The sequence below is a fragment of the Raineya orbicola genome, from assembly GCF_002843425.1.
In the GTDB taxonomy this organism is placed as follows: domain Bacteria; phylum Bacteroidota; class Bacteroidia; order Cytophagales; family Thermonemataceae; genus Raineya; species Raineya orbicola.
This window is the reverse complement of record NZ_NKXO01000007.1, coordinates 20,777-42,717: the sequence shown is the minus strand read 5'-3', so window position 1 is coordinate 42,717 and position 21,941 is coordinate 20,777. Positions and strand designations below refer to the sequence as shown.

The following is a 21,941-nucleotide window of genomic DNA, read 5'->3' as shown; positions in this document are numbered from 1 at the left end:
TTTATTCGTACCTTTGCTTAACTTATCAACGCAAATTTTTTTGTTATGCAATATTACAACTCTATTGTTGAAACCATTGGCAATACGCCCCTTGTAAAGCTCAACAAGGTTACCAAAAACATCAAAGGAACTATTTTGGTAAAAGTGGAGTATTTTAACCCAGGAAACTCGGTAAAAGACCGCATCGGAATAAAAATGATTGAAGATGCTGAAAAAGCAGGAATTTTGAAGCCGGGTGGCACTATCATTGAAGGCACTTCGGGTAATACAGGTATGGGGCTTGCTCTTACGGCTATTGCCAAAGGCTACAAATGTATTTTTACAATGTCGGATAAGCAATCGCAAGAAAAAATCAATATCTTGAAGGCTTTAGGGGCAGAAGTAGTAGTTTGCCCTACTAATGTAGAACCCGATGATCCTCGCTCTTATTATTCAGTGGCTAAACGTCTCAACAAAGAAATCCCGAACTCCTTTTATCCCAATCAGTACGATAATCTTTCCAATACTGCCGCTCATTACGAAACCACAGGACCCGAAATTTGGAAACAAACCGAAGGCAAAATTACGCATTACGCCGCAGGTGTTGGTACGGGCGGAACTATCTGTGGCGTTTCTAAATATCTGAAAGAACGCAAGCCTAATGTTTTTACTTTGGGCATTGATACCTATGGCTCGGTTTTCAAGAAATACAAAGAAACAGGCATTTTTGATGAAAATGAGATTTACCCCTATCTTACCGAAGGTATTGGAGAGGATATTTTGCCGAAAAATGTTGATTTTAATTTAATTGACCTTTTCATTAAAGTAACAGATAAGGATGCCGCTCTGATGACTCGCCGTTTGGCACGCGAAGAAGGGCTTTTTGTGGGTTGGTCTTGTGGTGCGGCTGTGTATGGGGCTTTGGAATATGCTCGCGAGCATCTGAAAGATAATGATGTAATGGTAATTATCTTACCCGACCACGGTACGCGTTACCTCAATAAAATCTACAACGATGAATGGATGAAAAATCACGGCTTTTTGGAAGCTGAATTTGCCACGGCTCGCGATATTATCAAAAGTCGCAATGGCAAAGATAAACTGCTTACCATTGAGGCAAACCAAACCGTAGCCCAAGCTATTCGTATTCTTACCAAAGAGGGCATTTCGCAAGTACCCGTAACCGAAGGCGAACATATTGTAGGCAGTTTGGTGGATTCTAAAATTTTAGAGCAACTCATTGAAAAGCCCGATATCAAAGATGCTCCTGTGAGAGATGTAATGAATCCACCATTCAAATTTGTAGGGCTAGATAATTCGCTCGATGTACTTGCTTCACTGATTGATAAAGATAACAAGGCTCTTTTAGTTCGTGATGAGGAGAATAAAGTGCATATCATTACCCAAGCGGATTTACTGGCAGCTATGACAACAGCATAAATTTTTCTAAAATTATGTACTTAAAAATCGCTTCATTCTTTTTGGTGATGATTTCTTTATTTGCTTGTGAAAAAAAAGAAAAGACCACCGAAGCCAAAGTAGAATTCCAAGAAACGAATGTACCTCTGGATACTTTGGGCGAGTGGGTAAAAATTGTAATGAACAAAAAGAAAGATGGCGTTTTGCGAGGTTTTGAGCTTGGAACACCGCTGGATACTATCAAAGCGAAAGAGAAAACCAAGCTCTTGGAGGAAAATACCGCTCAACGCTATATTACTTACAGCTTTGATGTAGATGAGGATATGGTTGATGTAACCTATCGTTATGATGAGAAACAAAAAGTAAAATCTTTTGAAGTGCTTGCAATTGTAAATGGTGTGGAAAGTTTTATTCAAGACTTTACAACTTATTACAATTTGCGTTATGGCAATGCCAAACAAAGTAATGATACAATGCAAGTTTGGCAATCGCAGAAGGGATACAAAATTAAACTTATTAAGAGTAATAAAACTTCGCAAGCTCGTATTCTAATAGAGTAAATGCTTATAGCTATCATAGTCGGGTTGCTTCTTGTAGCATTATTCTTTTCTAAAAATATTTCGGAAAAGAAGCCTTCCTCTGCTTCAAGAAGCTACCCGTTGGTATATGTAGGCAATTTTTCTAATCCTCAACTGCCCGAGGAGGCGAAAAATGAAAATAAAGGCAAAAGCGAAGCGTACTTTCAAAAATATTTGCAAAAATATTTCCCCAAGCAAATTTACACTGATGTAGCTTTGCGTATTGGGGAAAATTTTTATTTTCCTGATTTTGCTCTCATTAACCGGAAGCATAATCTTTTTGTAGATATTGAAATTGATGAACCCTACGGCTTTCGTGGAAAGTCTATTCATACCATTGGCTCTGATGAACCCCGAAATGCCTTTTTTGTAGAAAAAGGCTGGATTGTAATTCGTTTTGCCGAAGAGCAAGTTATCCGAGAACCTTTGCAATGTTGCGGATTTATTGCCCAAACGCTTGCTAAACTTGTAAAAGATGAAAATTTGAATGAAATTGCTAAAAATTTGCCTCATCTTACTTTGTTTCCCAAAATGTGGAATAGCCGAGAAGCCCAAAAAATGTTTGAAAACCGATACCGAGATACATACCTAAACGAGCTAAACTGAAAAAATATGAAAATTCTTTCTGTGGAAATCTACAATATTCAGTCTTTGCGAGGCAAGCATTTCATAGATTTTACCCAAGAGCCGCTTAAAAGTGCAGGGCTAATACTGCTTACAGGTGATACAGGAGCAGGAAAAACTACCATTCTTGATGCTATTACTTTGGCTTTATTTGAAAGAACCAACCGACACGGAGCCCAAAAAATTGCTGAAAAAGTCATTTCCACAGATGAAAAAGAGGCTTATGTTTCCGTGAAATTTGAAGTGAATGAAAAAATCTATACTGCACAATGGAATGTGAAGAGGAAAAAAGATAAATATGAAACGGAAATGTGGTTTACTGACCATCAGGACGAATCCCAAAGCATTAAGCAAAAAAATTCGAAAGAAAAAGCCCAAGAGGCAATCCAGAAGGTTCTGAAATTAGATTTTGAGCAATTTACTCGCTCTGTGATGCTTGCTCAAGGCGAATTTGCTAAATTTCTGAAATCTGCCCCCAAAGATAAAGCCGCTATTTTAGAAAAAATTACCAATACTCAAATTTATAGGCAAATTTCAATGGAAACCTTTGAACGGCATAAAAATGAGAGGCAGACATTAGAAAATTTGCAGACACAGCGTCAGCATATCAATTTTTTGAATGAAACAGAAGTTCAAGGCTATCAAAATCAGCAAAAAGAACTTGAAACTGAAAACAGAAATTTAGAGGTAGAAATAAAAGAAATAGCTGAAAAAATACAGCTTTGCAAGCAATTAGAGCAAGTTTCTAATCAGATTTCAGATTTACAAAAGCAAGAAGAGCAGTTACAAGCCAAAAAGGTTTCTATCCAAAAATTAGAGGAACTTTGCAACTGGCACGAAAAAACTTTGCCTTTGCATCATCAATTTGGGCTATTGGAGGGCTATCAAACTGATTTTGAATGCAAGAAATCAGAAATTACTAAAATTGATGAGGATATTCAAAAAAAGCAGAAAATCATAGACCAAGAAAAAGCTAATTTGGAACAAAAAGAAGCTGAGCTGAAAAATTTTAGTTCGATAAAAGAAAAAGTAATTGAAATTATCCAAGAGGAAATTATTCCTGCCCAAAGCCAAATTCAGAGTTTAAGCGAAGAAAAAGAGCGAGAGCAAGAGTATCTGCAAAGACTTGAACAAGACATTAAAATGGCTATTTATCGGGCAAAAATAAAGTGGCAAGAAAGCCAAAATGTTACCGAAAATCAAGAAAAAAGCCAGATAGTTGAGCAAAGAATAAATGAATTGGAGCAAATTTTGGAAAAGGCTTCAGAAAATGAATTGAATCAGAAAATTGAAAAAGAACAAAAGATAATCAACGAACTAGAAAGCCTAAAAAAACTACAAGAAAAAGAAAGTTCTCTTTTGCAAGAATTGCAAGTAAAGAAGAAAGAACTTCAAAACGCCCAAAAGGAGCTTATAGAGCTACAAACCCAAATTCAATTTTCAGAAGAAAAAAAAGCACTTTATCAGGAAAAAGTAATATTTGAAAAACAAAAAAAAGAACTTTCAGAATTGCGAAAGGAACTTCAAGAAGGTAAAGAATGTCCTTTGTGTGGCTCTACACATCACCCTTTTGCTCAAAATATAACTTTTGAGCTTTCAGAATCAGAAACTGAAAAAAACTTGAAAGAAAGCGAACGATTGCTTAAAGAGCTACAAGAAAAGATACTTCAAAACCAAGCTCAAACTTTAAGTACGCTCGTAGAACGTTTGAAAAAAGATTTGAAAGAACTTCAAACAGAAATTCAACAGAAAAGCAAAAATTTAGAAAACGAAAACATCAATCAGCAAAATATCACAGAACTTATCATAACGAAGGAAGAAAAAGTTGAAAATCAAAAAAAAGAGAGGCAGAAATTGCGAGCATTGCAAACTGAATACAGTCACCTGAAAACGGAGCAACATATTTTAGGAATTGAAAATAAGCTTTTGCAAAAAAACTTGGAGCTTGAAAATTTGAACAAACGCTTGCAAGAAGCTGAACTAAAATACCAAAATGCAGAAAATGAGTGTAGGCAAATCGTACCTGAAATTCAGTTCAGAAGCTATCAGGAATTTCAAGAAGAGCTTAAAAGACATCAAGAGCATTTGGAGCAAGAATTGAGCAAAACCCAAGAAATACTCCAACAACATCTGAACCTGCTAACAGCTTTTGAAGCTCAAAAAAAGCAAATAGAGACAGATTTGGAAAATTTGAGCAAAAAAATAAGCAGTGAGCAGTTAGTTTTGGAAAAGGCTATACAAGAAATAGGTTTGCAAAACATAGACGAACTGCAAAGTAAAATTTTAGATGAAAAAACTATCAAAAACTATAAAACCGAAATAGAAAATTACAAGAAAAAATGTACAGAAAATCAATCTTTACTTGCTGAAAAAATTAAAGAACAAGAAAATTTGCGTGAGAAAGTACCTGCTAAGGTAAGTTGGCAAGAGCTGGAGGGTAAAAAACAGGCTCTTGAACAAAAAAGAAGCGAAAATCAGCAAAGGTTAGGGAGTATCAGAGAAAAATTGGAGAGCAACGAAAAAGACTTAAAAAAATATCAGGAATTACAAAAAAATATTGAAAATCAGGAGGTTATTGTAAATAAATGGAAAAAGTTGTCGGATTTAATTGCCAACCCCCAAGATAAATTTGCCCGTATTGCCCAAAATATTACTTTGGAGCAACTCATTCAAAGAGCCAACAGGCATTTGCAAAATCTTTCGGAGCGTTACGCACTGCAAAAAGATGATAGAGAAAAAGAGTTAAGTTTGTGTATTGTAGATAGGTTTCAGGCAGATACTATTCGGGAAGTAAGTACGCTTTCAGGAGGCGAAACTTTCTTAGTAAGTTTAGCTCTTTCGTTGGGGCTGGCAGATATGGCAAGCCGAAATGTAGAAATTGGTATGCTTTTCATTGACGAAGGCTTTGGAACATTGGACGCCAATACCTTGGATACAGCTATTAGTGTTTTGGAAACATTGCAAAGCTCAGGCAAAACAATTGTTCTTATTTCGCATTTGGCTGAAATCAAAGAGCGAATTTTTACAAAAATTAGCGTAGAAAAAACGGGAAAAGGCTTTAGCAAGGTGCTTGTACCTTATCAAAATTTTACCCAAAATGCACCTGAAAATTAAATTTTCATTAAAAATTCATTTATCTTATTTTCTAACTCAAAAAAGCCAAAATCTTTTGTTAGCTTTGGGGCTAAATTCAAAATGCGAGCCCTATGCTGGAAACTTTATCCACTTCTTTACTGGTGTTGCTTATTATCAGTGTAGTGTTGGTGCTTTTCTTTGAGTTTATCAATGGCTTTCACGATACCGCCAATGCCGTAGCTACGGTAATTTACACAAAAACCTTGCCTCCTCGCACCGCAGTTGTGCTTTCGGGTGTCTTGAACTTTGCAGGCGTATTTTTTGGAGGCATAGGCGTTGCGATAGGTATTATCAACCTTTTGCCTACTGATGCTCTATTACAAGATGATGTTTGGCTCGGAATGGCAATGGTGCTGGCTATGCTCTGCTCTGCAATTGTTTGGAATTTTGGAACTTGGTATTTGGGCATTCCCTCATCAAGCTCGCATACGCTCATTGGGGCTATTTTAGGAGTGGGTATTGCCTATTCGGGAGTTGGCGGAGTGAATTGGAGTAAAGCCTCCGAAGTGGGTCTTTCGCTTTTGCTTTCTCCTTTGATAGGGCTGAGTTTAGCCGCAATACTGATGACTTTACTTCGTAAAACCGTCAGAAATCAGAAAATTTTTGAAGCTCCCGATGGCGATAATCCTCCGCCTGCTTGGATAAGAGCCATACTTATTCTGACTTGTTCGGGGGTGAGTTTTTCGCACGGCTCCAATGATGGGCAAAAAGGAGTTGGCTTACTAATGCTCGTGCTAATTGGTATTCTGCCTGCTCATTATGCCCTCAATCCTGCTAATTCGGTGCAAGATTACCAAAAAGCATTCGCTACTTTTGAGGAAAAAATAGAAATCATCGCTCGCGATTATCCCAAAGCCACTTTTGAACCCATAGCCGAAGAACGAAAAAAATTGAACACTTTGCTTGCCAAAGAAAAATTAGAACTCTCTGAACGCAAAGAAATCCGCAAAAGCGTCATTAAGATTGAAAAGAAATTGAAAGAGAGCTACAAAAAAGAGCCTACTTTGGAAAAAAAAGTAAAGCCTGTTCTTGCCAGTTTCAAGAAGGAAACTACCGATTTTGCTCCTACTTGGGTAATTGTAGCCATAGCATTGAGTTTGGGTATTGGCACAATGGTCGGCTGGCGTAGAATAGTGGTAACTATCGGCGAGAAAATAGGAAAGCAACATCTTACATACGCCCAAGGGGCTTCAGCAGAACTAATTGCCACAATGACTATTGGCTTTTCTTCTTTCATTTACAGCTTGCCTGTAAGCACTACCCACATACTATCATCAGGAGTAGCAGGTACAATGATTTCTACCAATGGTGTAAAGAATCTGCAACCCGCTACCGTAAGAAGCATTGCTTTGGCGTGGCTATTGACGCTTCCCGTATCTATTGGGCTTTCTATGATATTTTTTAATATTTTTCGTTTTGTGCTAACCTAATTGCAAAACGTCTTTCATTGAAAAAATACCTTTCTTGCCTGTAATAAACTCTGCCGCAAGTACTGCTCCTAAGGCAAAGCCTTTACGTGAATAGGCTTCGTGGCGAATTTCTATGCAATCTATCTCATTCTGATAGCGAATGATATGCGTCCCTGGTACGTTAGGTTCTCTTTTGGAAACAATGCTCACCAAATTGTCTTTCTCTGAAAACTCATTTACCCAAGCAGTTTTAGCAGGGTAATTTTCCATAATGCCCTGTGCTAATGTTATAGAGGTACCGCTGGGAGCATCTTTCTTTTCTGTATGGTGAATTTCCTCTAAAAGCAATTTGTAGTTAGGATACTTGTTCATCATTTGGGCAAGCAATTCATTCAGCCTGAAAAAAAGATTTACCCCCAAGCTGAAATTAGAAGCATACAAAAAGGCAACTTGATTTTGCAAGGCTAAATTTTCTATTTCTTTCTGCTTGGCAAGCCAACCCGTTGTGCCACAAACTACTGAAACTCTTTGCGTTAGCAAATTTTTAAGGTTTTCAAAAGCACTTTCGGGGCTTGTAAATTCTATGGCTACATCAGTATTTTCGGGTGAAATTTGTAAAATTTCGTTTGCGTTTTCTTTGTTAATTCTAAAAGATATACTATGACTACGTTCAAGGGCAATTTTTTCTATTTCCTTGCCCATTTTACCATAACCTATTAGAGCGATTCTCATAAAATCAGCAGAAAAGTTTTGTTTTTAAGCACAATCCCAAGTATAAAGAATGTCGGAGAAATCCTTTTGTTTCAGTTTTTCAGAGTTGATAAAAAAGTTAGCTACGCCCATATCGCCCCATTGCATAATATCGTTGCTACCAAGTTGCAAGAGCAAGAAATCATATTTTTGTAGGTTTTCGTTGGTTTTGCGAGGGTCTTCTTGGGTAAAAGAGGCATATCCTCCTATTTTTTCTGTTTCCAAAGGGGCATCAAACTCTCTTGAAAACCACAAATATTCATCTCCATATTCGTACAAGATGTTTTCAAACTGCTCATACGCTTCTCCCAAGGTTTGTATTATCCTGTAATCTGAAAAACCAATATATTCTTTGCGGGGCTGAAAATTGAGAGCCACAGCACTAAAAGGCTCAAAAATGGGCAAATATTCTGGTTTTTCTAAACGAGGCAAATCTCTTTGGTAGTTGTGGTAATCTACATCAGGAAAGAATAGCACTTTGAAATTTTCTTGTGCAGTTGGATTATGATAATTAAATCCATACATCTCTTCATCGGCGATGTAGAATTGTAAAATGCCTTTTGGGGGCAAAAATTCAATGGCAGAAGGAACTTCCTCAAAGTTAATTTGAGCAAGCAAATACATATATTTTCCTTGCGTATCTTTGGGATATTCTACCCCCAAAGGTAAGAACGGCATACCTCCGATTTTGCTTTGCCAAGGCTCTAATTGAGAGCCATTTTTCATAATAATTTGTATAGCAGTGGTTTGGCTTTGCAAGAGCTTATCCTCAAAAGGTTTGAGTTTTTCAGGAAATTCAAGTGGCATATTAGAGAAAAGAGGTTTGAAGTTTTTGAAAAGAAAAACCTTATAGGCTTGCTTCGCCCATAAGGTTTTTAAGAAAAATTCTATCGCTTATCAACGGGCACATAATCGCGAGCCGTTTCGCCGATGTAAATTTGGCGAGGTCTGCCGATAGGTTCTTTGGTTCTACGCATTTCAAGCCATTGGGCAATCCAGCCGGGTAGGCGTCCCAAGGCGAACATTACCGTAAACATATTGATAGGAATACCTATCGCTTTGTAGATAATGCCTGAGTAGAAATCTACATTTGGGTAGAGTTTTCTATCAATGAAATATTGGTCGTTGAGAGCGGCGTGTTCAAGTTCTTTGGCGATATCTAAGAGAGGGTCGTTGATGTTGAGAGCTTTCAGTACATCATCAGCGGCTTTTTTGATGATTTTGGCACGAGGGTCAAAGTTTTTATACACCCTATGTCCAAAACCCATTAGTCTGAAACCGCTATTTTTATCTTTGGCTTTTTCTACAAATTGCTTCACATTGCCTCCTGCATCGTGAATTTCTTGCAACATTTCAATTACTTCTTGGTTAGCTCCGCCGTGCAAAGGACCCCATAGAGCGTCAATTCCTGCGGCAATAGAAGAGTACAAACCTGCGTGAGAAGAGCCTACCAAACGTACCGTAGAAGCGGAGCAGTTCTGTTCGTGGTCGGCGTGTAGAATGAGCAGTTTATCCAAAGCTCTCGCAACTACGGGATTTACCTCGTAAGGTTCTACAGGCAAGCTGAACATCATATGCAAGAAATTGGAGCAATAGTCGAGGCTATTTTTGGGATAGTTGAGCGGGTGTCCCTGCGAATTTTTGTAAGACCAAGCGGCAATTGTAGGTAATTTAGCAATGATGCGAATGATGGTTAAATCTAAATATTCCTTTTCTTTATCTATATCTAAGCCAACAGCTTTCGGATAGAAGGCAGAAAGGGAGGTAACTAATGCTGAAAGAACCCCCATTGGGTGAGCATTGACAGGGAAGCCATCAAAAATTTTACGCATATCTTCATTCACCATCGTATGGGTACGTACTTCGTGAATGAATTTATCTAGCTCTGCTTTTTTGGGTAGATAGCCATAAATCAATAAAAAAGCAACTTCCAAAAATGTAGAATGTTCGGCAAGTTGCTCTATGGGATAGCCTCGGTAGCGTAAAATTCCATTTTCTCCGTCTAAAAAGGTAATGGCACTTTTGGTGGCACCTGTATTTTTGTAACCAGTATCTAAGGTAATAAAGCCACTTTCGTCGCGTAATTTGGCAATATCAATGGCTTTTTCGCCTTCTGTGCCTCTGACCACAGGCAATTTGTACACTTTGCCTTCTACGTGTAATTCTGCAAACTCTTGGGACATACGACTGTTGGTTAAAGGTTAAAAAAAATTTGGCAAACAATACTATTAAATAAAATGCAATTTGGCAAAAAATGTTTTGTGTTTTTGTGAAAAAAACTTTATACCAATTGTTTGAGAGCTATTTCAAAGGCTTTTTCAGAAAGCAAAGTTTTGGCTGTATTGCTCTGATGCACTTTTTGCAAGGCGTTAAAAATTGTTTCTGAGATATCCGAGAAAATGGCTTGGTCTGTAATATTAGAGCCTTTTTCGCTCATTAGGTAGGCAAAAGTGCGAGCCATACCACAATTTGCGACAAAATCGGGGATAAGAGCTACCTTACTATCTACAAATTGGGCTATTTTCCCATAGAAAATTTCAGGGTCGGCAAAAGGGACATTTGCCCCACAAGAAACCACTTCCAAGCCATTTTGAATAAGTAGCTCGGCTTGTTGCTGGGTAACCAGACGCGAGGCGGCAGCAGGCACGAAAACCTCAGCTCCTACTGACCAAATTTGTTGATTGACTTCTTCAAAGGGTAGTAGTTTTTCAGCAACCAAAAAATTACTGCTTCTATCTGCGAAAAGTTTCTTGATTTCATCAAGGGTAAAGCCGTTGGGGTTGAGCAGTCCGCCTACTCTATCAATAATCCCCACGATTTTAGCTCCTTCTTTGGCAAGGTACAAGGCGGCAGTAGCCCCAACATTGCCCCAACCCTGTATAATGGCTCTTTTGCCTTTCAACTCTCCGCCCCAAAGGGTGTAGAAATGTCTGATAGCTTCGGCAACGCCGTAGCCGGTAATCATATCGGCGACGGTGTATTTGCGTTTTGCCCCATCGGGAATGTAGCGGGCATCTTCAATGATTTTAGAAACACCCTGCCGAAGTTGTCCTATTTTACGGATTTTTTCAGGTTTGCTGGGGTTGTAATGCCCATTCACAATGCCTTCTTGGGGGTGCCATAAGCCATATTCTTCAGTAATAGGTATTACTTCGTGAATCTCATCAACATTCAAATCTCCACCCGTGCCATAATAATTTTTGAGTAAAGCGAAGGCTACTTTGTACCAACGTTTCAGGACTTCGTGCTTTCGGGGGTCTTGGGGGTCAAAATCTATACCCGATTTTGCTCCGCCAATAGGCGGACCCGAAACGGTGAATTTAATTTCCATTGTTTTGGCAAGCGATTCTACCTCGCGGCGGTCAAGTCCTTTACGCATACGCGTACCACCGCCAGCGGCACCGCCTCGCAAAGAATTTATCACTATCCAGCCTTTGGCTTCCGTTTCCGAATCGTGCCACTCAAAAACAATTTCAGCAGGTTTGTTTTCAAACTTGGTGAGCAACTCTTTCATAATTTTTGCGTTGTTTAGTGAGGGCTTAAAAATAAGTTTTTACAGAATTTTTGCCAAAAAAACAGAAAAGAACCTTGCAGTACTTTTCGCTATTCTGCAAGGTGTAATACCAATTTGTATTAGAAAATTTATTTTTTAGGCTTAGGCACCAGTGAAACGGTCATTTTTTTGCCTTCCATTTGTAAGGGCTGTTCTACTTTGCCTACTTCGTCGAGCAGTTCTATAAATTTTTTCAAAATCTCCTCCCCTCGCTCTTTGAACACAATAGCTCTGCCTACAAATTGCACATAAGCTCGTACTTTACAACCTTCTTTCAGGAAATTTTCGGCGTGTTTTACTTTGAAATTGAAATCGTGTTCATCTGTATTAGGACCAAAGCGTATTTCCTTGACTACTGTCTTTTGGGCTTTGGCTTTCATTTCTTTTTGTTTCTTTTTCTGCTCGTATTTGAATTTGGAATAATCAATGACTTTACAAACAGGGGGATTGGCTTTTGCATTGATTTCTACTAAATCCAGACCCAATTCTTGGGCAATTCGCAAGGCTTCTTTGGTTTCGTAAACGCCTTGTTCTACATTATCTCCCACCAAACGTACTTGGGGAACCCGAATTTTCTCATTTACACGGTGAGTATCTTCCTCTTTACCCTGCCGTGTGCGTACATTGTTGTTAATAGTAACCTCCTTTTTTTAGTGAAACCATAAAAACATTGCACAAATGTAAGAAAAAAACTAACTGCTTCAAAAAGTTGTATTTCAAAAATGTCGTTTAAGTTAATTTTCTCTGCTTATTATCTATTTTTTTGCAAAAAAACTTTAGCTTTTCGGCATACGCCTCCTACGGGAGGGTTGAATTTAGAAACGGCAACACTCACTTTCGTAGCCATTGAAAAATGTTGCAGAATGCTATCAATAATTCTCTGGGCGATATGTTCTAAAAGTCGGGTAGGCTTCTGCATTTCTTCTGCAACAATCTGATAAACAGCTTCGTAGTTTAATGTATCGGCAAGTTTATCAGAATATACTGCTTTGCTGACATCTGCTTCAATATACACATCAACGCTGTATTTGTTACCAATTTTTTGCTCTTCTTCATAAAACCCGTGATAGGCAAAAAATTCCATTTCTTCCAAAGAAATTATAGCTAATTGCTTTATTACAGATACTTGATACATTACGCTTCAAACATTTTTAAGTAAGACTTTCTATAAGGAGAAAATTATAGAGACCCCCAATCTATTATCCTCGCCGTGCTGTACGTTTTTCTACTTCTTGCGATTCCACAAAAAGTTTTTGGCTCTTTTCGTAGGTTTTGGCATTGGAAAGGGCTGAGGCAAAAATTTCAGCGAGACGTTCCGCAAACCGAACTCGGTAAGGAGGTATTTCACCCAAAGATAGAATTTCCATAACTCCTACGGCTTGCTCTTGATAAATGATGGGTACAATAAGAACATTGCGAGGTGTACTATTGCCAAGGGCAGACATAATTTTTTCGTACGTATCAGGTACTTGGTCAAGGAAAATGGTTTCTTTATCTGCAAAAGCCTGCCCGATAAGTGTTTCGCCAATTTTAAGTCTTTCTTTGAAAATTTTACGTTTGTTGGCGGCAAAAGCGGCTTTGGGTTCTAAAAAGTGTTCGTTGATATTGGGAATATCATCATTAAGTACAAATAAAATACCTTGATGAGCTTGTATGTAAGTAACAGCAAATTTAATAACTTCATAGCACATTTCGTCTATTTGGCGGTAGTCCAAGTTACGCAAAAGCTCTGAAAATTGAGCTACTCCTTCGCTTGTCCAGCGGTCTTGATACTCTCTTTGAGCAACTTCTCGCAATTGATTACGCATTAGCTCCAAAGCCGAAACAATACTTTCTTTATTTTCCAAGATACTCAAATCTCCTTTATACTCTACATTTAAATTACCCTGACCAATCTGACGAGAAAACTCCGTAGCACTTTGTAAAATATCGGCGAGTTCGTTGATATTTCGGGCAATGTAGCCAATTTCGTTTCGGGCATCGTAGGGGATTTTTTCTGCCAAATTACCACGAGCCAATTGGCGAGAACTTTGTGAAATTACGTGAATAGGTACTAAAATCAGGTTTCGTACTACGTAATAAATTCCTGCTACGGTCAGAAAATTAAGCAGTCCTAAAATAATAAACGCCCATTGTAGTTGGTTGTATTGAGTTTCCAAGCCTTCTTGATAGATAGCTGTAAGTTGGTCGTGTGCATTAACAAAAAGAGCATATTTTTCGGCTACAAATTGTTGGTCTAATTTAAGTGTATCGGTACTTTTACCTCCTGTAAGTTTATCAGAAATTAGTGTAACATCTTTGCTGTAGCCCTGCCATTGCGTTCTGATTTTTTGCAGAATTATTTTAGTTTTTTCGTCGGGCTTGGGGATATTGAGTTTTTGGTTGTTATGCTCTACTTGCCCGCCGTTTTCAAGTACTGCAAAGCGTATGCTGTAAGCGGCTTCCAATCGGCGAATGTCATCAGCAAGTTTTTCGTTGTAAAACTCCAAATTAGAAAGTATGCTCAAAGTGAGTTTCATTTGGTTGGCTATTTCGCGAATTTGCAAGGTATAGCCAATAATTTGTGTTTGTTGAGGTTTGATAGCAAAAGTGCTTACTACTAAATAGTTTATCAAAGCAAGCAAGAGTAGCACCGCTCCGAAAAAATAGGCTATGTAACGAATTTTAATATTTTTAAGCATACAGCCTTATAGTTTAGTTGTATCTGCTTCGGCTTGCCAAACAATTTTTTTATAGTTACCAATGTTTAGCTCTACTCTCAAAGGGTTGGGTAATAGCACCAAGTGAGCTTCCTTTTCGGGAGCTTCTTCTATTTCTACCCAAACCCCTTGATTTTCTGCAACATCAAAACCTTTGTGGGTCTTCACATATTTGCGAGCAATGTAGGCAAGCGGCGAAAGTACTTCGGTTTCAGGGCAATATTCATCGTGAATATCCAAAAATACATCTTCTAAAAAATCATCATATTTGGCAAGAAATGTATCTTCTAATCGGTGAACAGCTTCTTCAATGTTATCATAACGGGTATCATCGTAGCTAATTTGCGAAAGCTCTATGCGTTTGGCTACCAGTTCGGCTAAATCCTGATTGAGTTGGGTAAGGCTGGGCATATTTGTGATTTTTGACAAAAATACAGAAAAATCAATCAAAAACAAGTGCTTTTAGTCTAAAACTTGTACAATTTGCTCGTAAGGTTTTATCTGCTGAATAATTTTCAATTCCAAAAGTGTTTGCTGGACTTGTTGTATCATTTCGGGGGAAACAAAATTATCCGTAGCCCAATGCGTTTGATGAAGCCAGTGAGCTGTATCTTCCAAATCTATCTGATAGCGTTCTGCAAGCAGTTCTATGATGTGAGGGCGTTGTTTGAAATCCTGAACATAATTATTGATGATTTGAGCAATTTTCTGAATACAAGGCAAACATTTTTGTAAAATATCATTTCGGACAACCAACACAAAGCAAGACCAAGGGGTAACACAAGTATCAATCAGTCGCAATTCGCCGCTATCCACATAAGGTTGTGTCATTACTTTTTCCCACATAAACCAATCGGCTTGGTTTTGGGCAATACCTGCTCGGATACCCTCTAAATTTTTGAGGGCAACGAACTGCATTTTTTCTGTATCCCAGCCCAAATCACGGGCTTTTACGTAAGCCATCAGGTGTGAACCCGACCCCAAACGACTGATACCAATGCGTTTATTTTCTAAATCTGCAATTTTTCTAAAAAGGCTGTGATTTTTTACATACAATCCCCAAGTAAGCGGAGATTTGACATAAATTTTAACAATTTTTGCTCCATTGCCCGCCACAATATCTGCTACAATTCCCTCGGTAAGGCAAATGGCTAAGTCTAATTCTTTTTCTCGCAGGGCTTTGGTCATTGAGCCTGTGCCGCCTGCGTGGTCTATCCATCGCAAAAAGATGTTTTCTTTTTCAAATAATCCCGCTTCAATCGCCAGTCGCCAAGGCAAATTAAAATGTTCAGGCACTCCCCCGATTCTGAGCTCAATCATTGTTTTTGTGATTTTAGGCTAATAAAACCACAAAAATAGGTTTTTGTTAAGATTTTCGCAAAAGCACTGAACCATAAAAAAGGGCAATTTTGCATTGCCCTTGATACTTTATTCAAAAATTGCTATTTCTACCCTTCGGTTTTCGCGAGCCTGCCAAGCGTGATCTTCTACGCCCCAAATAGGCATTGTTTTTCCATAAGATTTAACTTTCAGGCGGTTTTCGCTGATTCCATTCTGTATGAAAAAGGCTTTTACGACTTCGGCTCTATCATTGCCTAATTTTTCTTGGCTATTGGCTTCGCCTACAAGGTCGGTATGCCCATAGATTGCAAAACAAGCATTCGGATTTTTGCGTAAGTAATTCAAATAATTTTGTAGATTTGCTCTATATTTGATTTCTACGTTTGCTTTGTTGAAATCAAAATTTACTACGGTCTGAGGGCTAACAATCATTCTTTTACCTGGGAATAAAGACCCTGCATTTCCTCCTGCCCGTACAAAAATACCACCATCTGTATCCAAATCTATAATATTGAAACGATTTCCGATTTGAATTTGTCTGGTAGTAGTTTTTTCCTCTTCGTTATTAAAATATTGCAGATTCAGTTCTCTTAAACCATCTTTCTGTACAGGCTTGTAAGTAATCAGATAATAGTGTCTGAATAAACGAGGAATTTCTTGATATATTCCGATAAGGTCTTCGGGCTCATACACGTTGTAAAAATAGCCATCTGTTAAGTATGCCAAAGCTCTTAGAGCAGGTTCATTAGCACCTTCTCCAAAAGCAATAGTAATAATTTTGATACCTTTTTCTCGTGCCTTTAAGGCTACTTGTTGGGCATTGAAGGCGTGCGTTTCAAAATATTGAAAAGATGCGTTTTCGTAGCCATCGGTGCAAACAATAATGTATTTTTCTTTGTCTTTTATGCCATCCAAACTTTTCATAGCTTCATCAATACCCGCATAAAGAGCAGTGCTACCGCCAAAGTTGTCAAGTCCTACAAATTTATAGGTTTGCAAAATTTTGCTATTATCTGCTGTTGGTGGAACAACTATTTTGAGATTATCATCAAATTTAGTCATACTAATCAAATCTTTTTCAATTTTGAATTTACTATTAAGAAAGATTTTCAGGGCTTTTTCCATAGTTTCAATGGGCTTACCACTCATAGAGCCACTATAATCCGAGCAAAGTCCTAAAGCCAATCCGTTTCCCAATTCTTCTGAAATTTCTTGTACTTGCCACCCGCTAATTTCTGTCTTTTTGCCTTCAACGTTTTCAATAAGTTTTTTGAAATATTTGTTTTTGCTTTTGGTCAGCCCCGTAATAAAATTACCTTCATTGTCGTAAGCGATTACTTTGAGCTTTATTTCACTAGGGTAATTTTTCCGATTTACTTCAATAACTTCCACTTTAAATTTATCTTTGGCAGAAAGTTGGCTGATGTCTTTGATATTTTTGATGTAAGCACTACGAGATTTGACAAGAAAATCTAGAACTCTTATTTGTTTGTTATTTTCATTTTCAGCTTTGATTACAAATTGTTGAGACGCTAAAAGTGTAAAACGAAACGTACCCTCATCAGTAGAGCGAATGACTTTTCCTCTATTATCCAAAATTTTTACTTGTTCTGCTCCCAGAACCTTCCAAGAAAAATTTACCATACTGCCTTCGGCTAAAATAAACTTGGTGTAATAAACTTTGATAGGTCTGCCATTTACTTCGCAGGAGATGTTAATATTTTCTGACTTGCTTACTAGTGGTTCAGAAGTCATATCAAACAAACTAGTTTTAACTTGATAAAAGAACAACTTGCCACTAGCATCTTCGGCAGTTAGCAAAAAATAGGCTTCTTTTTGCCCCTTTTGGAGAGGTTTGAGCATTTTTTCTCCTTGCGAAGGAACATTCGCTAACAAAAGGGTTTTCTTAAAGTTTTAGGGGAAAGAGGCTTTCTGCAGGTCATCTTCGCTGAGCAAAGTATTAGTGCTATAAATTTGAATATTTTTCAAATTATTCATTTTCCACTCCAATCGTAAGCTATCTTGCGAGGTTACGAAAGGTTGTACAGAAAAATAAAAAATAGGTTTTACTTCTATCCAAATACTATCGCGAAGTTTGATATCGGTATTTTTGATAGAGGCAATAAGTGTGTAATATCCACTGGTATCAGGACGAACTTTCAAGGTGTAACTATCGGGCAAATTTTTACCAACTACTTTATCTCCATTCACAATATTAGCTTCTGAAAAAATAGTAGGGCTGATTTCCCAAGAAAGTTCTACGTCTTCGCCTTCTTTTATCGTTTTTGTATTAGCTTGAAACTTTCGGATTTGTAACTCTTCAAAGCGGGTTTGTGAAATAATGTGTCTTACCTCTTTTTTGGTTTCAGCAACAATTTTATACTTAACCCCTTTATTGAAAAATACCTTACGGCTTCCTTCAAAGGGTAAATTATCTTCTACCATTTCGGTTTGGTTGGGTGGAACAAACCTTTCCAAATACACTCGCTTAATTTTAGAACCTTCCACTTTCCAAGAAATTTCGTGTTCTCCTGCCTTAAAAACACGCAACGGATACTTGAAATGAATACGAGGAGCTTGAGCAGAGGCACAAAAACCTATTGCAGTCAGCAATAGAATTGCAAAACACTTTTTCATAAACGTTCAATTTTTGTTAGAAAACTATTTTATAGAAAGTAAATGTAATGAATAACAATACTTACAGGTTCTTGCCTGCTATTGCCTCAAAATAGAATTTACAGAATAGTGCTTTGTAAAACAATTTAGAGTAGAGATGCTTCAAATGATAAACTTTTTTAATCGCAAACAAAATTTATGCCAAGCTATGGAAATGCGGCAAGGAGATAGAAACAACTTCACGTAAGAAAATACGTATTTATGCAACTATTTTACCATTTTTACGTTTTTGAGTAAAATGCGTTTTTATGAGAGCAATCAGTTTTATGATTGGCTTTTTTTGGGTACTTGTGGCAAATGCCCAAAATAAAGCTACTTTACAAGGTAAAATTTTGGGCGAAAAAAATGAGCCTCTCGCTTTTGCAAGTATTTATCTAAAAAATACAACTATTGGCACAACCAGCAATGTTGCAGGTTTTTATAGTTTTGCTGTTCCTTTGGGCGAGTATGAAGTAATTGTTCAATTTCCGAGTTATCAAAGCAAAACTCAAAAAATCACTTTTACCGAAGCCAAAACCTATACCCTTGATTTTTTCTTGGAATTAGAAAGCCAAGAAATTGAAGCTATTACGGTTCAGGGGAAGTTTGTAAATTATGCTGATGAGGTTATACGCAACGCACAAAGAAATAGAAAAAAATATTTAGAGGAACGCCCTGATTTTCAATGCGAAGTTTATGTAAAAACTTTATTTCGTTTGGATAAAAAACCTGAAAGTATTCTCGGCGAAAGTACCGCAGGACTGGATACGGGAGTGGTTTATCTTTCGGAAAGCGTTTCCGAAGTAAGCTATCAGAAAAACCCAAGACGCTATAAAGAGGTAGTCGTTGCCTCCAAAGTAAGCGGCGATAGCAAAGCCTATACGTTCAATCTTGCAGGCACTTGGAATTTTAATTTTTATCAAAATCTCGTAGGGCAAGGAATTTACGAAAGAGGTTTTGTTTCGCCCATCTCCAATGTTGCTTTTTTGTATTACGAATACAAATGGGAAGGACAATTTGAAGAAAATGGCAACGTAATCAACAAAATCAAGGTAATTCCTAAACGCAAAACAGACCCCGTTTGGGAAGGATATATTTACATTACCGAAAACACTTGGCGTATTCACAGCGTAGATTTGAGTTTTGACGAAAGCCGCCCCACCGATTTTGTGAAAACAGGAAACGTGAAAATCATTTACACACAACCCGAAAAAAATAGTGATTGGGTGCTTTTCTCACAAAATTTCAATTTTACTTTCAAACTTTTTGGTTTTTTGGGTAGTGGCTACACAAATAAAATTTACAGAAATTACACGCTCAACCCGAAATTTCCTGAAAAACATTTTGGCAACGACTGGATAATCGTAGAAAAAGAGTCCAATCAAAAAGATAGCCTTTTTTGGAAAGCCATTCGTCCTATTCCCTTGCTACTCAAAGAAGCCGAAGATTATCGCAAAAAAGATAGCTTAGAGGTTATCCGCAACAGCAAACCTTACAAAGATTCTATTGACAAAATCGCTAATCGTTTCAAAATCAATGCTTTGCTTTTTGGTTATACTTATCGCAATTCCTACAAGAAATACAGCCTTTCCTTTGGCTCACCGCTCAATGATATTTCTTTCAACACCGTAGAAGGCTGGGTTACCAATCTAAAAATTGGCTACAACAAAGAGTTTGAAGAAAATCGTAGTCTTTCGGTTACGCCTACTTTGCGTTATGGATTCAGCAGTCAGTCTTTTTATGGAAAATTAAACGTGAGTTATGGGGCTAATGCCAAGCGTTTTGAGCGTTGGAGCGTAGAAGGCGGAAAATTTGTAGAGCAGTTCAATCCTGATGCAATTTCGCCTTCTATCAATACTACCACTACGCTTTGGCAAAAGCTCAATTTTATGAAACTTTACGAAAAAACTTATGGCAAAATTGCTTATCAGAAGGAAGTATTGAATGGAGTTTTGCTGAATACCTCTGCCGAATATGCTCAAAGAAAAATGCTTCAAAACACTTCTGATTTCAGTTGGACAAGACGTGTGCAAAGAGATTACACCCCAAATACTCCCCTGAATAGTGAAATGATTGATACAGATTTTGGCGAAAACACAGCTTTCCTATGGAATATGGAACTACGTTACACGCCCAAACAGCGTTATATCAATCGCCCTGATGCTCGCTTGCGTCTGCGTTCTCCTTTTCCGACTTTTTTGCTTACTTATCGTAAAGGGCTTTCTGCTTTGGGTAGCCAAGTGGATTTTGACCAACTGGAGTTTGGCATTACGGATACTTACCGAAAAGGACTTTTAGGCAGTGGTTATTTCAAACTTTTTGCGGGGGATTTCTTAAATAAAAAATCGCTTACTTTCGTAGATTTCCAGCATTTTGATGGCAGTCGCGTAATGTTCGCTTTTCCGAGTTTTCGGGCATATCAGCTTTTGGATTATTACTTATTCAGTACAGCTCGCAGGTATGCGGGGGTGTATTTTGAACATCATTTCAACGGATTTTTCTTGAATCGTATCCCCTTGCTGAAAAAAACTCGTATTCAAGAGGTTTTTACTTGTAATTATCTTTTCACTGAAACCAATGGCAACTATTTAGAAATAGGAGCAGGTATAGAACACATTTTCAAGGTTTTACGAGTAGATTACTTTTGGAGTTTCTTGGACGGAAAATCTTTTAACAATGGTTTGCGGTTCGGGATAGGCTTCTGATACTCTCACAAAATCCCCAAAGCGACTTTGTAGCGTAAAATTCGTTTTATTGATTCATACACCTGTTCTCTGAATTGAGCATCTTCTTGCATTAGTTTGAGAACATCTCTGATAAGTTCTGCTTCATTTTCAGGCATAAGTACCATATCACAACCCGCTCTGATAGCTTCCAAAGAGGCATTTTTTACATTTTTTACTCCCCCCATATTCATTGCATCGGTGATAATTATGCCCTGAAAGCCTAATTCTTTGCGGAGCAAATCGGTTACAATTTTACGAGAGCAAGTAGCGGGCAAATCTTGGGTATCGTAAGGCGAATTATTTTTTACAGCAATATGCCCTACCATAATACAAGGCACATCTTGGGCGATAAGATGTTTGTAAATGCCTATTTCTTTCATTTCCCCATCAATATAAACTAATTTTTTGTGGGTGTCGCCTTTTACGAAGCCGTGTCCAGGGAAATGTTTGGCAGTAGCCATAATACCTTTGTTGCGAGAAGTATTGATAAAAATTTCGCTCATTTTCATAATGCGAGCCGAATCGCTACCGAAACTCCTGTTACCAATAGCTTCATTTTGTGTAGAAACATCACAAACGGGGGCAAAGTTATGATAAATACCAATTTCTAAAAGCTCATCACAAATATCGTTAGTGATTTGCACAAGCTCGGCACTATCTTTGATTTGAGCCGTAGGTTTGATTTTTTTCGTACCTTTAATTTTAGCATTGATGAGGCTCGGTTCGGCATCGGCACTAAACAAAATAGGGATTTTAGCTACTGCATTAAACTCTTTTACATACTGCTTAAACTCTTCTTTACTGCCATTTAATAGTAAAACTCCTCCAATCTGATGCTTTCTTACAATTTCCAAAACCTCTTTTTTGGGCTTTCCGAGCTTTCCTGTGGCAGTAGCTATCATTTGAGCAACTTTCTCTTCCTCGCTCAAACGCTCAAAAATGGCATTGACTTTCACCTCTTTTCCTGAAAGCAACATCAACAAAAAGAAAATCAAAGGTGAGTACATAGCAAAAGATTTTATGCAAGATAAGAAAATTTGGCAGAAAGGTCAAAAAGTATCTTTTTTTAAGCT

At 37.8% G+C, this 21,941-nt stretch carries 18 protein-coding genes; 6 read left to right on the top strand and 12 right to left on the bottom strand.

Translation table 11 applies throughout. From position 1 onward, the window contains the following. Positions 1–45 precede the first annotated feature (45 nt). From Rain11_RS03040 to Rain11_RS03020, 5 genes are all read left to right on the top strand, one after another. Positions 46–1,419: a cystathionine beta-synthase gene (locus tag Rain11_RS03040; protein WP_101357859.1), complete on the top strand. Its 1,374-nt coding sequence runs from the start codon at positions 46–48 to the stop codon at positions 1,417–1,419. A 14-nt stretch (positions 1,420–1,433) separates the two neighbouring features. Then, complete coding sequence (locus Rain11_RS03035; RefSeq protein ID WP_133121481.1) at positions 1,434–1,958, top strand: hypothetical protein; 525 nt, start codon at positions 1,434–1,436, stop codon at positions 1,956–1,958. Beyond that, positions 1,959–2,582, top strand: a complete 624-nt coding sequence (locus Rain11_RS03030) for a PDDEXK family nuclease (RefSeq protein WP_101357857.1) — start codon at positions 1,959–1,961, stop codon at positions 2,580–2,582. A gap of 6 nt (positions 2,583–2,588) precedes the next feature. Then, positions 2,589–5,714, top strand: coding sequence for an AAA family ATPase (locus Rain11_RS03025; protein WP_101357856.1), 3,126 nt, complete (start codon positions 2,589–2,591; stop codon positions 5,712–5,714). Between the two features lie 92 nt (positions 5,715–5,806). Continuing rightward, positions 5,807–7,165 (top strand): inorganic phosphate transporter, encoded by a 1,359-nt coding sequence (locus tag Rain11_RS03020; RefSeq protein ID WP_317042740.1) that lies wholly within the window; start codon positions 5,807–5,809, stop codon positions 7,163–7,165. Here Rain11_RS03020 and dapB read toward each other — a convergent pair. From dapB to Rain11_RS02965, 11 genes are all read right to left on the bottom strand, one after another. Next, positions 7,157–7,876 (bottom strand): 4-hydroxy-tetrahydrodipicolinate reductase, encoded by a 720-nt coding sequence (dapB, locus tag Rain11_RS03015; RefSeq protein ID WP_101357855.1) that lies wholly within the window; start codon positions 7,874–7,876, stop codon positions 7,157–7,159. The two genes, Rain11_RS03020 and dapB, sit on opposite strands and share 9 nt — an antisense overlap. A gap of 24 nt (positions 7,877–7,900) precedes the next feature. Then, positions 7,901–8,701, bottom strand: a complete 801-nt coding sequence (locus Rain11_RS03010; RefSeq protein WP_101357854.1) for a YwqG family protein — start codon at positions 8,699–8,701, stop codon at positions 7,901–7,903. An 80-nt stretch (positions 8,702–8,781) separates the two neighbouring features. Further along, positions 8,782–10,077 (bottom strand): citrate synthase, encoded by a 1,296-nt coding sequence (locus tag Rain11_RS03005; protein WP_101357853.1) that lies wholly within the window; start codon positions 10,075–10,077, stop codon positions 8,782–8,784. Between the two features lie 98 nt (positions 10,078–10,175). Beyond that, entirely contained in the window at positions 10,176–11,408 is a 1,233-nt protein-coding gene (locus Rain11_RS03000) for a Glu/Leu/Phe/Val dehydrogenase dimerization domain-containing protein (RefSeq protein ID WP_101357852.1), read from the bottom strand. 128 nt (positions 11,409–11,536) lie between these two features. Then, positions 11,537–12,082, bottom strand: coding sequence for a translation initiation factor IF-3 (gene infC, locus Rain11_RS02995; protein WP_101357851.1), 546 nt, complete (start codon positions 12,080–12,082; stop codon positions 11,537–11,539). A 116-nt stretch (positions 12,083–12,198) separates the two neighbouring features. Beyond that, the gene (gene folB / locus Rain11_RS02990; protein WP_101357850.1) at positions 12,199–12,582 is read right to left on the bottom strand and encodes a dihydroneopterin aldolase; all 384 of its coding nucleotides are present in this window, start codon (positions 12,580–12,582) and stop codon (positions 12,199–12,201) included. 64 nt (positions 12,583–12,646) lie between these two features. Beyond that, positions 12,647–14,128, bottom strand: coding sequence for a GAF domain-containing protein (locus Rain11_RS02985; RefSeq protein ID WP_101357849.1), 1,482 nt, complete (start codon positions 14,126–14,128; stop codon positions 12,647–12,649). A gap of 6 nt (positions 14,129–14,134) precedes the next feature. Further along, complete coding sequence (locus Rain11_RS02980; RefSeq protein ID WP_133121480.1) at positions 14,135–14,557, bottom strand: hypothetical protein; 423 nt, start codon at positions 14,555–14,557, stop codon at positions 14,135–14,137. A gap of 51 nt (positions 14,558–14,608) precedes the next feature. Beyond that, positions 14,609–15,466, bottom strand: a complete 858-nt coding sequence (locus Rain11_RS02975; RefSeq protein ID WP_101357847.1) for a substrate-binding domain-containing protein — start codon at positions 15,464–15,466, stop codon at positions 14,609–14,611. 108 nt (positions 15,467–15,574) lie between these two features. After that, complete coding sequence (locus tag Rain11_RS02970; protein ID WP_101357846.1) at positions 15,575–17,383, bottom strand: OmpA family protein; 1,809 nt, start codon at positions 17,381–17,383, stop codon at positions 15,575–15,577. Between the two features lie 18 nt (positions 17,384–17,401). After that, positions 17,402–18,124, bottom strand: coding sequence for a hypothetical protein (locus tag Rain11_RS02965; RefSeq protein WP_101357845.1), 723 nt, complete (start codon positions 18,122–18,124; stop codon positions 17,402–17,404). Positions 18,125–18,411: 287 nt separating this feature from the next. On the opposite strand from Rain11_RS02965, the gene Rain11_RS02960 reads away from it, so the two are divergent. Next, on the top strand, positions 18,412–20,847 hold the full coding sequence (locus Rain11_RS02960) for a DUF5686 and carboxypeptidase regulatory-like domain-containing protein (protein ID WP_101357844.1): 2,436 nt from the start codon (positions 18,412–18,414) through the stop codon (positions 20,845–20,847). Positions 20,848–20,852: 5 nt separating this feature from the next. Here Rain11_RS02960 and Rain11_RS02955 read toward each other — a convergent pair whose 3' ends face one another. Further along, positions 20,853–21,875: a glycoside hydrolase family 3 N-terminal domain-containing protein gene (locus Rain11_RS02955; protein ID WP_101357843.1), complete on the bottom strand. Its 1,023-nt coding sequence runs from the start codon at positions 21,873–21,875 to the stop codon at positions 20,853–20,855. Positions 21,876–21,941: the final 66 nt, after the last annotated feature.

What these genes read in the sequence shown, in the direction of transcription:
- Rain11_RS03025 (WP_101357856.1), top strand. Translation starts at nt 2,589, where the DNA reads ATGAAAATTCTTTCTGTGGAAATCTACAATATTCAGTCTTTGCGAGGC.
- Rain11_RS02975 (WP_101357847.1), bottom strand. Translation starts at nt 15,466, where the DNA reads ATGATTGAGCTCAGAATCGGGGGAGTGCCTGAACATTTTAATTTGCCT.
- Rain11_RS02985 (WP_101357849.1), bottom strand. Translation starts at nt 14,128, where the DNA reads ATGCTTAAAAATATTAAAATTCGTTACATAGCCTATTTTTTCGGAGCG.
- Rain11_RS02980 (WP_133121480.1), bottom strand. Translation starts at nt 14,557, where the DNA reads ATGCCCAGCCTTACCCAACTCAATCAGGATTTAGCCGAACTGGTAGCC.
- Rain11_RS03030 (WP_101357857.1), top strand. Translation starts at nt 1,959, where the DNA reads ATGCTTATAGCTATCATAGTCGGGTTGCTTCTTGTAGCATTATTCTTT.
- Rain11_RS03040 (WP_101357859.1), top strand. Translation starts at nt 46, where the DNA reads ATGCAATATTACAACTCTATTGTTGAAACCATTGGCAATACGCCCCTT.
- folB (WP_101357850.1), bottom strand. Translation starts at nt 12,582, where the DNA reads ATGTATCAAGTATCTGTAATAAAGCAATTAGCTATAATTTCTTTGGAA.
- Rain11_RS03005 (WP_101357853.1), bottom strand. Translation starts at nt 10,077, where the DNA reads ATGTCCCAAGAGTTTGCAGAATTACACGTAGAAGGCAAAGTGTACAAA.
- Rain11_RS02960 (WP_101357844.1), top strand. Translation starts at nt 18,412, where the DNA reads ATGAGAGCAATCAGTTTTATGATTGGCTTTTTTTGGGTACTTGTGGCA.
- Rain11_RS03010 (WP_101357854.1), bottom strand. Translation starts at nt 8,701, where the DNA reads ATGCCACTTGAATTTCCTGAAAAACTCAAACCTTTTGAGGATAAGCTC.
- Rain11_RS02955 (WP_101357843.1), bottom strand. Translation starts at nt 21,875, where the DNA reads ATGTACTCACCTTTGATTTTCTTTTTGTTGATGTTGCTTTCAGGAAAA.
- Rain11_RS03035 (WP_133121481.1), top strand. Translation starts at nt 1,434, where the DNA reads ATGTACTTAAAAATCGCTTCATTCTTTTTGGTGATGATTTCTTTATTT.
- Rain11_RS03020 (WP_317042740.1), top strand. Translation starts at nt 5,807, where the DNA reads ATGCTGGAAACTTTATCCACTTCTTTACTGGTGTTGCTTATTATCAGT.
- Rain11_RS02965 (WP_101357845.1), bottom strand. Translation starts at nt 18,124, where the DNA reads ATGAAAAAGTGTTTTGCAATTCTATTGCTGACTGCAATAGGTTTTTGT.
- Rain11_RS03000 (WP_101357852.1), bottom strand. Translation starts at nt 11,408, where the DNA reads ATGAAAGAGTTGCTCACCAAGTTTGAAAACAAACCTGCTGAAATTGTT.
- dapB (WP_101357855.1), bottom strand. Translation starts at nt 7,876, where the DNA reads ATGAGAATCGCTCTAATAGGTTATGGTAAAATGGGCAAGGAAATAGAA.